General features: G+C 58.3%; 11 protein-coding genes. 3 read left to right on the top strand and 8 right to left on the bottom strand.

Annotation, left to right across the window (positions count from 1 at the left end; translation table 11 throughout):
* The first annotated feature begins 67 nt into the window (after positions 1-67).
* Complete coding sequence (locus T9A_RS00055) at positions 68-1,018, top strand: transaldolase (protein ID WP_269529816.1); 951 nt, start codon at positions 68-70, stop codon at positions 1,016-1,018.
* Positions 1,015-1,455: a tellurite resistance TerB family protein gene (locus tag T9A_RS00050; RefSeq protein ID WP_035244048.1), complete on the top strand. Its 441-nt coding sequence runs from the start codon at positions 1,015-1,017 to the stop codon at positions 1,453-1,455. Before T9A_RS00055 ends, T9A_RS00050 begins: the two co-directional genes overlap by 4 nt.
* Positions 1,456-1,615: 160 nt before the next feature.
* On the opposite strand, the gene T9A_RS00045 is transcribed toward T9A_RS00050, so the two are convergent.
* From T9A_RS00045 to T9A_RS00010, 8 genes are all read right to left on the bottom strand, one after another.
* Entirely contained in the window at positions 1,616-2,386 is a 771-nt protein-coding gene (locus T9A_RS00045; protein WP_035244748.1) for an MlaA family lipoprotein, read from the bottom strand.
* A 91-nt stretch (positions 2,387-2,477) separates the two neighbouring features.
* Positions 2,478-3,128 (bottom strand): HvfX family Cu-binding RiPP maturation protein, encoded by a 651-nt coding sequence (locus T9A_RS00040; protein ID WP_052042395.1) that lies wholly within the window; start codon positions 3,126-3,128, stop codon positions 2,478-2,480.
* A 9-nt stretch (positions 3,129-3,137) separates the two neighbouring features.
* A complete protein-coding gene (locus T9A_RS00035; protein WP_035244047.1) occupies positions 3,138-3,908 on the bottom strand; it encodes an HvfC family RiPP maturation protein in 771 nt (256 codons plus the stop codon).
* Positions 3,905-4,762, bottom strand: a complete 858-nt coding sequence (locus tag T9A_RS00030) for an HvfB family MNIO-type RiPP peptide maturase (protein WP_035244044.1) — start codon at positions 4,760-4,762, stop codon at positions 3,905-3,907. The genes T9A_RS00035 and T9A_RS00030 overlap by 4 nt, the downstream gene beginning before the upstream one ends.
* An 18-nt stretch (positions 4,763-4,780) precedes the next feature.
* A complete protein-coding gene (locus tag T9A_RS00025; protein ID WP_035244042.1) occupies positions 4,781-5,128 on the bottom strand; it encodes an HvfA family oxazolone/thioamide-modified RiPP metallophore in 348 nt (115 codons plus the stop codon).
* A 192-nt stretch (positions 5,129-5,320) separates the two neighbouring features.
* Positions 5,321-6,451, bottom strand: a complete 1,131-nt coding sequence (locus tag T9A_RS00020; RefSeq protein ID WP_035244038.1) for a beta-ketoacyl-ACP synthase III — start codon at positions 6,449-6,451, stop codon at positions 5,321-5,323.
* 267 nt (positions 6,452-6,718) lie between these two features.
* Complete coding sequence (gene hrpA / locus T9A_RS00015; protein WP_035244032.1) at positions 6,719-10,603, bottom strand: ATP-dependent RNA helicase HrpA; 3,885 nt, start codon at positions 10,601-10,603, stop codon at positions 6,719-6,721.
* 149 nt (positions 10,604-10,752) lie between these two features.
* Positions 10,753-12,552, bottom strand: a complete 1,800-nt coding sequence (locus T9A_RS00010) for a M61 family metallopeptidase (RefSeq protein ID WP_035244029.1) — start codon at positions 12,550-12,552, stop codon at positions 10,753-10,755.
* Positions 12,553-12,761: 209 nt separating this feature from the next.
* Here T9A_RS00010 and T9A_RS00005 point away from each other — a divergent pair, with 209 nt between their 5' ends.
* Positions 12,762-13,694 carry an alpha/beta fold hydrolase gene (locus tag T9A_RS00005; RefSeq protein ID WP_035244022.1) on the top strand — a complete coding sequence of 311 codons (933 nt, stop codon included), beginning with the start codon at positions 12,762-12,764 and terminating at the stop codon, positions 13,692-13,694.
* Positions 13,695-14,132 lie beyond the last annotated feature (438 nt).

Here is a 14,132-nt window from a genome sequence, read left to right as displayed (position 1 = left end):
AGAAAAGCCCCTGTCATAGTTGGCCTTTACCCTATCGCCCGCCATGACACTGAAAGGAACGGATACCGTGAACAAACGCGAACAGCTAGCCCAATGGACCTCTCTGGTCGCCGATACCGGTGATCTGGACATGATCGCCGAACTGGCGCCGGAAGATGCCACTACCAACCCTTCCCTGCTACTGGCGGCTGCCCGTGACGAACGCTATCGGCCGATGCTGCAACAGGCGGCAGATTTATGCCGCACTCTGGGTCATGGCGGCGAGATGGACTGGCTGACGGACTGCTACGCCTGCCTGGCCGGTCAGGCAATCCTTGAACGGGTTCCAGGCCGGGTCTCCAGCGAAGTGGACGCACGCTTGTCCTTTGACACTCGCGCCACCGTGGAAAAGGCTCGTCGATTGATGGCCATCTATCGGGAACTGGACGTGGACCCGTCGCGCATCCTGATCAAGACTGCGGCCACCTGGGAAGGGATCCGCGCAGTAGAAGTGCTGGAAGAGGAAGGCACCCGCTGCAATGTAACCCTGGTGTTCAATCAGACCCAGGGCCTGGCTGCGGCAGAAGCCGGCGCCACCCTGATCTCTCCCTTCGTGGGCCGTATCTTCGACTGGCACCGCAAACAGGGTATGGAAATGGCCACTGCCGATGACGATCCGGGCGTGCAGTCCGTGCGCCAGATCTACCGCACCTTCAAGGCGCGCGGCCTGGAGACCATCGTGATGGGCGCCAGCTTCCGCAACGCCGGCCAGATCGAAGCCCTGGCCGGCTGCGACAAGCTCACTATCAGCCCGGCCTTGCTGGGGGAACTGGCCGCCGATACCGGTAGTCTGACTCAAGTACTGGATGCGGAGCTGGTGGCCCCGGAAGACGATTGGCACGCCATTACCGAGGCCGCCTTCCGCTGGCAACTCAATGATGATGCCATGGCCAGTGACCTGCTTGCCGATGGCATCCGCCGCTTCGCCAAAGACCAAGTGGCGCTGGAAACCCTATTGCAGGAGGAAGGTGTAATTTGAATTGGTTGAACCGACTCTTTCGCCCCGACCAGCCCCAACAACAGACCAGCGAGCACGACCTGCACCGGGCGGCGGCCGCCCTGCTGCTGGAAGTGGCTCGCACCGACGGCACCGTGGCCCCGGAAGAATCACAACGCCTGATCCAGGCGGTGGAAAAGCACTGGCATCTGGACCCACAGGAAATGGATGACATCCTCACGGAACTGGAAAACCGCGTGGACCAGGCCACCGATCTGTTCGAATTCACTCGCCCCCTTCGCGATCACTGGGGACCGGAACCCAGGGTCACACTGATCGAGGAAATGTGGGCCATGGCCGCTGCCGACGGCCATGCAGATGCCCACGAAGAACACCTGATCCGCCGGGTCAGCGATTTGCTGTATGTGTCTCATGGGGACTACATTCGGGCTAAGCTTAAAGCAACTGAATTCAATTGATAATGGATAGTTGATAATTGATAGCTGCGCGAATGATCTTGCTACCAACATAAAACGCAAGAGGCCGCGATCAAACCTGAACCGCGGCCTCTTGCGTTGATGACAACTGACAACCTGTTCCGTGCCGTTATCAATTATCCATTCTCAATTATCAATTGCTTCACCACCCCTCATCTTCCAGCTCCGAATCTCGCTGTTCCACATCCGGGAAACGCAAAGAAGGGGCATCGCCGGATTCAAAGCGGCGGCGCTGCAGGTAGGCATTGCGCAGGAAGGTGTAACGGTCACCAACGATATTGCGCTCCAGGTCCAGCAGATCCGCACGCAAATCCACCACGTACAACGCCGTAAGACTGTAGCGCGTCAGGTCATGTTCGATGTAATGGCGAGGGCGCATGTAATCTTCGGGGATAATTGACGCGGCATCGCGAACTGTGGACGGCCCCCAGAAAGGTAGCACCAGGTAATTACCTTCCGGAATCCCCCAGCGAGCGAAGGTCAGGCCCAGGTCGGTATTGTGCTTGTCCAGATCGACCTTGCTGGCCACATCAAACAGACCTCCGATGCCCAGGGTACTGTTGACAGTAAAACGGCCAAAGTTGTGGCCGGCATGGCCCCACCGCCACTGCAACACACTGTTCAGACCGCTACGAAAATCCCGCAGATTCTCGAAGAAGCGGGTCACGGTGTCATCAAACCAGCTTGGTGTCGCCTTGCGATAGCCCTTGGCGGCGGGTTTGAGGGCGTATTTGTCGAGGGTTTCGTTGAAGGCAAAGATCTTGCGGTTGATGTCTTCCCAGGGGTCGTCATCCTTTGGCTCGCTGCCTTTGGGAGCATCGAAGGGAGAAGAGGCATCACCCCAGTCTTCACCTTCCGCGCCAGCGACGGCGCAGGAAACACTCAGCAATACAGTCAGTAGGAAATAACGCACGGTCACCCCGAAAAGTCATAGACGCAGCATTATAGCGACCCTGTCGCCCCCCCGAACAGGGGGGCGAGCAATCTACAATGCTATCGCTCCCTTAAACCGGCCGGGACAGGCGGCGAGCGAACCAATAATCCAGGCTCAGATATCGGCCAGCCCCGTAAAAGAACAGCACCAGAAGCATGATGAAATAGGTAGCAGCGAATTCGATGCCATTGTTAAGAACGACCAAGTTGCCCTTTTCCGTCAGCCAGGGGTAATTACCATGTTCACGCAGAATCATCTTGGCTCGTTTTAACCGCTCACCCACAGCCTCACTGTTCTCCAGGCTGGCCTGAGCCCCGGGAAAGCCCACCTGGGCCAACGGTAATGCCGTGCTGGTAGCAGGGTCAGAGGGTGCGATTGCAAACCACCCGTGCTGCCAATGCACCGTTGCCATGGCAACAAGCATGGTAAACATAAGCGGCAATGTGATGTACCGGGTCAGTAGCCCTAGGAGTAAAAGCACCCCACCCAACAGCTCTGTCGCGGTAGCCAAAAAAGCCAATAACGCCGGGAAGGGCAAGCCCAACCCCCATTCCTGGTTTCCGAACCAGGCGACCGTGCTGTCGAAACTTACAGCCTTGTTGTATCCGGCACTGATCATTACCGGAGCCAGATACAAGCGCAGCGCCAGAGGCGCCAGGAAATCCAGGGAACGGGTACGATTCAGCACATCATGAATAGAAAACAATAACGCGTTGCTCATCAGGAATCCTTACAGGCTGCTTAGTGTCGTCCCAATAAGGATGTCTCGTTCACGCATTTGTTGCAGAATTTCCAGAGAAAAAGACGCCAATTTACTGACATCGAAAAATTGCATCTCTTTCGACAATATCGCGACAACCTGGTGCCCTGTGAGTCCAGGGTTTTCATCAATGAGCTGTAACAACCGGGCGGTTGGCGCATTAATTTCCATGAACCGCACCTTGTCATCCCTGCCTCGATAGACCAATAACCACAACGTTTGCTCTAACGGAGTCTGGGGTTGAAATTCGGCACATATTTCATGGACCGGGTACTGGTAACTCAACACAACATGAAGGGGGCTTAGCTGTGGAATGGCACGCAACAGGTCGCCCTCGGGATGAAACCCGGTGGCGGGAAAGGTTTCTGTAGACGCATCCAGTACCAGCTCCATCCACTCATAGTGAGCCAGTTCCAGCAGGAAAGGCGGATCGCCCTCCTCCAGGCCCTGACCGGAAGCCAGGAAGGTGACAAATTCCTGGGGAATTTCCAGAAAATAAGGGGTCTGACAGGCATGCTGATCAAAGAAGGTACGAACCAGCCGTTGCCAACGCTGCGCATCCAGAATGGAATACAGCACAGGAAACCCCTGGATGATAAAACCGTTTACGTTGTTGAAAAAAAGCGTTCGGTAAATATCCAGCCGACGTTCTTCGATATCGCCGGGGGCTGAGTGGTTTTGCGGATTGCGTAGATGTGCCGCAAATCGCCGCTGCAGGGTTTGAAAATCGGCCTGGCTCATCCCAGTTTCCGTGTCGTTGACGGCTGCTGATGCTGATAACGGCCAATTTTCTGAAGCTCACTGAACAGCTCTTCATTGCCGGGGAAATTGAAATCCCGCTCCAACAAGGTAGGTATGGCACCAAACTCACGGTAGGCATGCTCCAGCAATGCCCACACAGGATCAATAACCGCACTGCCGTGGGTATCGACTTTCAGATCTTCCGCCTCATCAAAGTGGCCGGCGATATGCACGTAACAGATACGCTCACCCGGCAACGCACTGATAAAATCGCGGGGGTCATAACCGTGGTTAATGCTGTTCACGTAGGCGTTGTTCACATCCAGCAACAACTCACAGTCCGCCTCTTCCAGTACCGCATTAACGAACTCGATTTCTGACATTTCCGCGCCGGGAGCAGCATAGTAACTCACGTGCTCGATGCCGATGGGCTGCTCAAGAAAATCTTGTACCTGGCGAACCCTGTCTGCCACGTAATGTACTGCCTCTTCCGTAAAAGGAATCGGCATCAAATCGTAGAGGTGGCCATGGTCGCTACAGTAGCTCAGGTGTTCCGTATAACGGCGAATATTGTGTTCCTTCAGGAACCCTTTCACCGATTTCAATAATTCAAAATCCAGAGGCTCAGGCCCGCCAAGGGACAGGCTAAGGCCATGGGTCACAAAGGGAAATTGCTCCGTGAAGGCACGGAACTGCTTGGCCAGACGGCCACCCATGGGTATCCAGTTTTCGGGTGCCACCTCCATAAAATCAAAGGGCGCACTTTGCGGAGAGTCGAGGGTCGGAGAAAGCGGGCCCATCAGGGCCCGCCGAAGACCCAGGCCCACTCCGGACACTGGTGTCTCAGGTTTCATGCATTAGCTCCTGCCTTATTAGGCACCACCGCCGCATTTGCCTTCACCACACTTGCCTTCGCCTTTCTTGTCATCGCCACATTTGCCCTCGGCGCTTTTCTCGCCGCAGCTACCTTCAGCGCTTTTTTCACCACAGCTACCTTCGCCACTTTTTTCGCCGCAGCTACCTTCTGCTTTCTTGTCACCGCATTTGCCTTCACCACACTTACCTTCAGCGTGGGCACCAGCCAATTGGTAACCGGCTTGCAGATCAGCGGCTGCGAACGGATTTTCTGCAGCCATCGCCACAGGAGCGGAAAGTGCGGAAGCCACAACAGCGGCACCAACAGTCGCAGCGAGGGGGTTCAGTTTGCTCAACTTAGCCATGTTCAGTCTCCATACATCATTATTAAGGTTGTATCCGAAACCGCACAATGCGGCTCAGGCAAACCACGTTGTTTTGCGTAGCGCCTGATTCAGACAATATAGAGATGAAGCCGTGAGGTAAACGTTACAGGCAGCATGAAAAAAGGCCGCAGAATGCGGCCTTCGTGAAGCTGACGTGAAACCGGCGGGCGGTTACTTGATCCGGTTCACAATCACACTACCGATGGAGTAACCGGCGCCAAAGGAACAGATCACCCCCTTGGTATCCACCGGCAGGTCCGCGTTGTACTTGTGGAAAGCAATAATGGAACCGGCGGAGCTGGTATTGGCATAGTCGTCGAGAATGACCGGGGCTTCCTCACGGGTGGCCGGGCGACCCAGTACCCGCTTGGAGATCAGTTCATTCATGCTCAGGTTGGCCTGGTGCAGCCACATACGGCTCAAGGACTCCACCGCCACACCGGTATCGGACAGATGGGAGGAAATCTGCTCGGCTACCATCGGGCAAACTTCCTTGAATACCCGGCGCCCTTCCTGGCGGAACAACTTGTCGCGAGCCCCCACGCCGCTTTCGTCGGCACGGTTCAGGAACCCGAAATTGTTGCGGATATTGTTGGAGAATTTGGTCTGCAGGCGCGTGCCCAGCACTTCCCATTGGTTGGCGGAGGTAGCATCTTCCTTACGCTCCAGGATCACGGCGGTAGCCACATCACCAAAGATGAAGTGGCAGTCGCGATCTTCCCAGGCCAGGTGCCCGGAGCAGATTTCCGGATTCACCATCAGCACCCGACGGGCGCTGCCATTACGAATGGCGTCGACACCTGCCTGAATCCCGAACGTGGCGCTGGAGCAGGCTACGTTCATGTCATAACCCCAGCCATGATCCATGCCCAGGGCCGCCTGTACTTCCACGGCCATGGCCGGATACGGGCGCTGCATGTTGGAACAGGCCACCAATACCGCATCCAGGTCGTCGGCGGTCAGATTGGCATTCTCCAACGCCTGCTTTGCCGCTTTTACGGCAATTTCTGCCTGAATGGAGACGTCATCGTCAGATCGCTCGGCAATGTTCGGTGCCATTTTTTCCGGGTCGAGAATGCCGCTTTTATCGATCACAAAACGCTGTTTGATACCGGACGCCTTTTCGATAAAGGCGCTATCGGAGGGACCCAACGCCTCCACCTCGCCAGCCTCGATGGCCTGGGCATTTTTCTCATTGAAACGCTTTACGTATTCGTTGAAGGATTCCACCAGCTCGTCGTTGGTGATGGTCTGCTCCGGGGTCCACAGACCGGTGCCACTGATTACTACAGAATAGCTCACAAGCGAGTCCTCGCACTCGAGCGAGGCAAAGGGCCCCGCTCCACAAATGGGAATAATGGGTCGATTATCCGGATTCGGGGTGGCCAGCGCAAAGGGGGTGAGTAGATAGCTGTCAGGCTTTCTACAGGGCCACTGTAGGAGCGCCGCTTGAGGCGCGAACCGGGCGTAGCGTTTTGTTATGCCTGATCGTCTCCCTACCCTTCCTCGCACGCGAGGTTCGCGCCTCAAGCGGCGCTCCTACAGCATCTTCGTAGAGAGGATCGCTGATCAGCAGAGTTCCCACTGCTTGTTGAGACGCTTGGCAGAGACCGGGACCCGGGTGCCTAGCTGTTGTGCAAAAAGGCTCACCCGATATTCCTGCAACATCCAGAAATACTCTTGTAGAGGCGCCGGCTGCTGCCACAGGGGCAGACCCGCAGCACGAGTGGCGTATTGCTTGTCACAGGCCTCCAGCTCTGCGGTTAGGGTGCGGTCCTTGCCGATCTGGCCACCCAGTTTGTCCAGACGATGACCGATGGCCTCCAGGTATCGGGGATACTCCATTAACCAGGGCCAGGGCACCTGCAACAGGAAGTCGTCACGGAACAGGTTGCCCAGTTGTTGCTTAAGGTCCCGGTGGGCATGGGCCCAGGCCAGCGGGAAGTTTTTTTCCAGCTTGCCCATCAGCTGCCGATAATCGGCGAACAGCTTGCCGAAGGCGGTCAATTGCTGGCTTGCCCAGGGCACGAAATCCCCCCGATGGGCATCCAGACGGGCCCGGAAGGCGGCCTCATCGCGTACCGGCTCGTCCAGCCGGAAATGCTCTGCCAGCAGACGCAGTACCGCATGATCCAGTGCCTGGCGGGCCATGGCGCCCTTCTCGCCCTTGAGCTTCTGGAAACCGGGCATCTGCGAGGCCTGTTTGCGCAGGTCCCGCAGCTGGACACTGAGCTTGAAGCCCAACAGTCGCGCCGTGCCCCACCGATGGCTCCAGCGCGCGTCATCGGCATCATCCCGGTAGCGCAGCACCACCGCATCACCATCACCTTCCAGCGCCGGATAGCGGCGAACCACCATGCCCCCCAGATCCTGTTCCCTGGTTTCCGGCAAGGTGCCGAACAGCCATTCCTGGCCGCGCAGGGCCGGCTCCTCCGCCGCGGGTTCCGGCAGGTTACGGGTAACGCCATCCAGCTTGTCACGGACTTCGTCCAGGTGGCGTCCCTGGGCCAACACCTTGCGTTTGCCATCCACCCGGTCTACCACCTGGATGAACATGCGCAGATGATCTGGCAGCGTGGCATCCTGCCACTCTTCCCGCTCGATACGTACACCGGTCATGCGTTGCAGCTCCCGGGTCATGGCAGACAACAACGGCTCCTGCGGATTCAGGGTTTCCAGCAGCGCACTGACGAAATCCGGCACCGGTACAAAGTGACGCCGACGGGCCTTGGGCAACGCCCGGATCAGGGCTTCCAGTTTTTCCCGCAGCAGCCCGGGCACCAGCCAGTCCAGGCGGGTATCCGGCACCTGATTGAGGACCGCCACGGGGACAATCAGGGTGACGCCGTCGCGCTCGCCGGTGGGGTCAAAGCTGTACTCCAGGGGCAGGCTGATGCCATCCAGGCGCAGCTGATCCGGGAACTGGTCGTTGCCCAGATCCGGGCTTCGCGAGAGCAGGAAATCCCGCGCCATCAACAACGCATCCTTCTGCGCCTGAGTGGCCTTTTTGTTATACCAGCTCATCAGCCCGGCCAGGCTGGTCACGTCCTGCGGCAACCGCTCATCGTAGAAGGCCACCCGGACCTCCTCATCCACCAGGATATCGCGCCGGCGCAGCTTGTGTTCCATCTCCTCCAGCGCCTCGAACTGCTCCCGGTTGGCCTTCACAAAGGGCGGTTCGCGGTGCAACTCCCCCATCACCAGTCCTTCCCGAATCATCAGCTCGCGGGCTTCCTGGGGATGGATGGGGGCATAGTTGACGCGCCGACCAGTGGCCAGGATCAGGCCGAACAGGTTGACCTGCTCCTTGGCGATGGCACAGCCCCGTTTCTTCGACCAGTGCGGCTCGAAATATTGGCGTTTGACCAGATGAGCGGCGGCGGCCTCCACCCATTCCGGCTCGACACGCGCTACGGTACGGGCAAACAGTCGGCTGGTTTCCACCTGCTCCGCCGCCATCAGCCAGCGGGCCTTGGTTTTCGACAGCGACGAGCCGGGCCAGATCAGGGGCTTGCGATTACGTGTGGACAGCCACTCGCCCTCATCGGTGCGCTGCATCACGTTGGCCAGCAGGCCGGGCAACAGGGCCTGATGCAAGGGCCCATAGGCTCCCTCTGCGAGCCCCTGCTCATTCATAGTCGGCGGGTTCAGCTCCCAACCCTGCTCTTTACACAGCAACAATAACTGGCGGTGGGTATCGCGCCATTCACGCATGCGGGTGGGCGACAGGAAGGTTTTCTTCAGCAGCTTCTCGTACTGGTTGCGGCTGAGTGCTTCGCGCTTGCTGTCCGCCCACTGCCACAGCTTCACGAAAAACAGGAAATCCGAGTCCTTGTCGGTGAACGGCTGGTGCGCCTGGTCCGCTTGCTGTTGCTTGTCGTGGGGCCGCTCACGGGGATCCTGGGCGGCCAGGGCCGAGACAATGATCAGCGCCTCTCGCAGCACCTTCTGCTGTGCAGCGGCTACCAGTATACGCCCTAGGGTAGGATCCAGCGGGAAGCGGGCCAGTTGTCGACCCAGGGGGGTCAGGGTTTGTTTCGGCGTCAACGCGCCCAACTCGTCCAGCAGCCTGTAACCGTCACGGATCAGTCGACCGTCCGGCGGTTCGATAAAGGGAAAGTCTTCCACACGCCCCAGGCGCAGATCCGCCATTTGCAGAATCACTGCCGCCAGATTGGTTCGCTGAATTTCCGGATCAGTAAACGCAGGCCGATTCAGGAAGTCGTCTTCGTCGTAAAGGCGAAAACAGATACCGGGCATGATGCGCCCGCTACGCCCGGCCCGCTGGTTGGCGCTGGCTTGGCTGACCGGCTCCACCGGCAACCGCTGTACCTTGGAGTGCAGACTGTAGCGGCTGATCCGGGCGGTACCGGCATCAATCACATAGCGGATGCCCGGCACGGTGAGTGAGGTTTCCGCCACATTGGTGCTGAGCACCACCCGCCTGCCCCGGTGAGAAGCAAAGATACGGTGCTGCTCGGCCTGACTCAGCCGCGCATAGAGAGGCAGGATTTCCGTGTCTCTCAGCTCGCACCGCTTCAGGTGATGATGCACATCGCGAATGTCCCGCTCGCCGGCCAAAAATACCAGTACATCCCGGGCCACGGGCAGGCCATCACGGCGCTCCTCGCGCTGAATCTCCTGCAGCACCTCTTCGATCTGCCGGGACAGTTCCTGACCGTCAGCAGGTGGGCGATAGCGCATTTCCACCGGGAAAGTCCGCCCGGATACTTCCAGCACTGGCGCATCACCGAAGTGATTGGCAAAGCGTTCATGGTCGATGGTGGCCGAGGTAATAATGAGCTTGAGATCGGGGCGCTTCGACAACAGCTGCTTGAGATAGCCGAGCAGAAAATCGATATTCAGGCTGCGCTCGTGGGCCTCATCGATGATCAGGGTGTCGTAGTGGTTGAGAAAGCGATCCCGCTGGATCTCATTGAGCAGCATGCCATCGGTAAGTACCTTGATCAGGCTGGTCTCGCTGACTTGCTCGGAAAAGCGCACCTTGAAGCCCACGGTGCTGCCGAGAGGACTGTTCAGCTCTTCCGCTACCCGGCTTGCCACCGCTCGTGCCGCCAGGCGCCGTGGCTGGGTGTGACCGATGGTGCCCTCGATGCCCCGCCCCAGCTCCAGGCAGATCTTGGGTAGCTGGGTGGTCTTGCCGGAGCCGGTTTCCCCGGCAATCACCACCACCTGATGGTCGCAGATGGCAGTCTTGATCTCCTCGCGACTGGCAACTACCGGCAGGTCCGGCCAGTTTAGAACGGGCTGAGACGCCTGGCGTTTTTCCCGATTGGCAATGGAATCGGCAATAGCCGTGGATATCTTCTCCAGCGCCTTGTCATTGCGCTTGTCGGCAGGCAAGCGTGACAGACCATCAATCCGCTTTTTCAAACGAAAATGGTCCGCTCTGCGAACGTTATCAAGCTGGCTGTAAAGTGCTTTTAAAGACATGAAAAATTCAATCAACCATAAAACGTCGTAGGAGCGGCGCTCTCTGCGCCCTGCGGGTATGAGCAGCGAATCTCCTTCGCAAGCAGGTTCGCGGCTCAAGCGCCGCTCCTACGGCCTGTTTTCTGTCGTTATTCATTCTCAACTATTAACTATTCATTGCCTTTCCAGTGCAGCCAGGCTTTACCCTTCTCGGTTAACCCGCCCTTGGCGATGGTCAAATACGCAGTGCTGGGCTCGCTGGGCGCCACTTTCACCTTGAACTTCATCAGTTCGTCGCGGCGGAAAGCATGCACTTCCACGATTTCGCCGGGCAAAAAGTTGGCCATCAGGTTGTCGATATTGCTCTGGATGGCCTGCAGGCCATCCACGGCGATAATCACATCGCCGGCGGACAGGCCTGCCGCCATGGCCGGGCCCTGCTCGAATGCCACGGCAATCTTGGCGCCCATCGAATCGCCGACCACCCGCACACCCAGATTGGCAATACCCTCCTTGCCCGGTTTCCCCCCGTTGTCGCCGTGACCGGCGGCACTGCGCCAGTTGAGCTCCACGCCCCGTTCGGCCAGCAGCTCTGCCAGGGGCAGATCCTCGGTGCTATAAAGCGCCCGCTCGAAAAAGTCGCTCATGTCGCAACCGGCCACTTCCTCGGCCAGGGGCTGTATGCCCTGCTCCGGCACGCCTTCGCCGGTCTGCCCGTAACGGGCCCAGAGCAAACGCATGAGATCGTCCAGGGACTTTTCCTCACCGGTCAGGTTGCGCAGGGTCAGATCCAGCGCCAGCGCCACCAGGGAACCCTTGGTGTAATAGCTGACGATGGCATTGGGGGCGTTTTCATCCTGCTTGTAGAAACGGGTCCAGGCGTCAAAACTGGATTCGGTGACGGTTTGCTTGTGACGGCCCTGGCCGCGATACACCCGGCTCAGGGTCTGCCCGAGCAACTCCAGATAGCTCTGCGGCGCAATCAGCCCGGTGCGAGTCAACGACAGGTCATCGTAGTAGCTGGTGATGCCCTCGAAGGCCCACAATAATTCCGTGTGCACTTCCTGAGACAGGTCGAACGGCGTAAACGCCGCCGGCTTAATCCGCTTGATATTCCAGGTATGGAAATATTCGTGGCTGCACAGGCCCAGATAATTGCGATAGCCATCGCGCACCTTGCCCGGCTCGTCGGTACGTTTGGGCAGGTCATCGCGGGCACACATGAGGCTGGTGGAATTGCGATGTTCCAGGCCACCATAACCATTGCCGGTGACCAGGGTCATGAACAGATAGCGGTCCATGGGCGCCGGTTCGCCGAACATGCGGATATGGTGCTCGCAGATGGGTTTCAGGTCCCGGCACAGCCGCGCCATATCGGTCCTGTGACGACCGGCCATCACCACCCAATGCGGTACGCCGCAGGCTTCAAACTGGGCATACTCGAACGGGCCCATTTCCACCGGATGGTCGATCAGGGCGTCGTAGTTGTCTGCCCGGAAGCGGCCAAATGCCAGCTCCGAACCACTCAGCCGCGGCAGCCCGGTGGCCAGGTGCCAGCCCAGATAGGCGGGGCCTTCCGGTGCTTCGATGTCCACTTCACAGGGCTGATCCTCGTGCCCCATGGGCGCCAGGAAGACACAAGTGCCATTGAAATAGCCGTGGGTGGTATCCAGATGGGCACCACGTACGGACAGGTCCCAGGCATAGACGTGATAATGCAGCTGCACCGGACCGTCGCAGGGCGGTACCTGCCAGGTTTGCTTGTCGATTTTCGCGACTGGCAGAGTCTCACCCTGGCAACTGGCTTCCAGATACACCAGATGACGGGCAAAATCACGGATCATATAGCTGCCGGGAATCCAGGCCGGCAGGCTAAACGCCTGCCCTTCCGGGGTCGGGTTCGCCACGGTGAGCGTCACTTCAAAAAGATGAGCTTCAGGGCGCAGTGGGCGAATCCGGTATTCAATCATGGTCTCTCCTGGAAATCGGGCAGCGTACAACAGCGTCCGGCATGGTAGTTGCTGCATCACCCTGTTGCCATAGCTGTTATTATGCCATGGTCCGGAACAGGCTCAGGAAGCCTGGCCGGCAGGCTGCCGGCTGAGCATTTATCCTCGCCAGGGACGCCTTAATAACACAGGCACCAACCTGTCCACTGACCGCGCCGCCGGAGAATGTTATGAGCAAGCAGATGCGCTACCTGAACACGGGCGACGGCCATTCCACCGCTATCCACCACTGGCCTACCCAGGCAGCAACGTCCAAAGGCATTCTGGTCTGGCTGCACGGCATGGCGGAGCATGGTGCCCGTTATGAGCCCCTTGCGAAAGCACTGAACGAACAGGGCTGGCATCTGTATTGTCCGGATCATCGCGGCCATGGCCTGAGTGTTAGCGAGGCCTGCCCGAAAGGGCATTTCGGCGACGACAACGGCTGGGATTGTCTGGTTGAGGATGCCCTGGCAGTGATCGCCATGGCCCGTGAAACCCACCCGGGTCTGCCCTGCGTGCTTGGCGGCCACAGCATGGGCTCTTTTATTGCCCTCGCAGCAGCCCAACGCAGCGGTGAGAATCTGTCGGGGCTGGTGCTATGCGCCAGCGATTACCACCCGGCAGCCTACTACACCCTGATGGGCCTGCCGGTGAAACTGACCCGTCACCGTAATGGTAAGCGCGGGGTCAGTCCGCTGATTCGCAGAATGACCTTCGGGGCCTGGGCCAAAAGAGTGCCGGACCCGAGTACCGAGTTCGACTGGCTGAGCAATGATCGCGATCAGGTACAACGCTATCTGGACGACGACCTGTGTGGCTTCGATTGCACCACGGAGTCATGGTGTCAGTTGATTGAGGGCTTGCGCCACATCCACAGCATCGTCCAGCTCGCCGAGCTGCCCGACCAACTTCCGGTCCTGCTGCTTGGTGGCGAGCAAGATCCCATGAGCGACATGGGCAAGGGCATGATGGCTCTGGAGCAGGTGTTGCATACCATGGAGCAGCCATTGACCGCCCACTTCTGGCCCGAAGGGCGCCATGAAATTCTCAACGATCATTGCCGGGACCAGGTACTGGATGCGATGAGCCAATGGCTTGAGCCTCTGGCACTGAAGGGCTGAAAGCCGGCCAAGCTCCTCCTCCATCAGAGTGATTCCCTGATGCATCTGCCCTGCTGACAAGGCTCCAACGATGGGTTTTGCGGCTGTCGGCAAAATATCGGATAACAAACGTAACGCCTATGATTTCCGTTTTCTTCGGTTATTGCTGCGCTGCAAGGGATCGGCCCAACACTCCTCAGTGTGAACATTCAGTGCACTGAACAGACCGACTGCAACCGTCAGTTCGATGCGCGGGATCTGAAGTGCTCTCGGTTTCTACCATCAAGCGATCACTCTCAACACCTCCTGGATTCGCGACTCTAGACAACGTTTCCCTAAAAGGCTGAGTCAAATCCATGCCTGTAATACCTGCAGAGCAAAAAGAGCGAAATCATTCAGCTCCGCCCTAGAGTGAGGTCGAGATATCTGCCCATATCGAAGCGACCCCATAAAAAAAGC

The organism is Alcanivorax jadensis T9 (assembly GCF_000756655.1).
Lineage (GTDB): Bacteria > Pseudomonadota > Gammaproteobacteria > Pseudomonadales > Alcanivoracaceae > Alcanivorax > Alcanivorax jadensis.
Note: the sequence above shows the minus strand (reverse complement) of the source record. Positions and strands in the feature narration are given on the sequence as shown.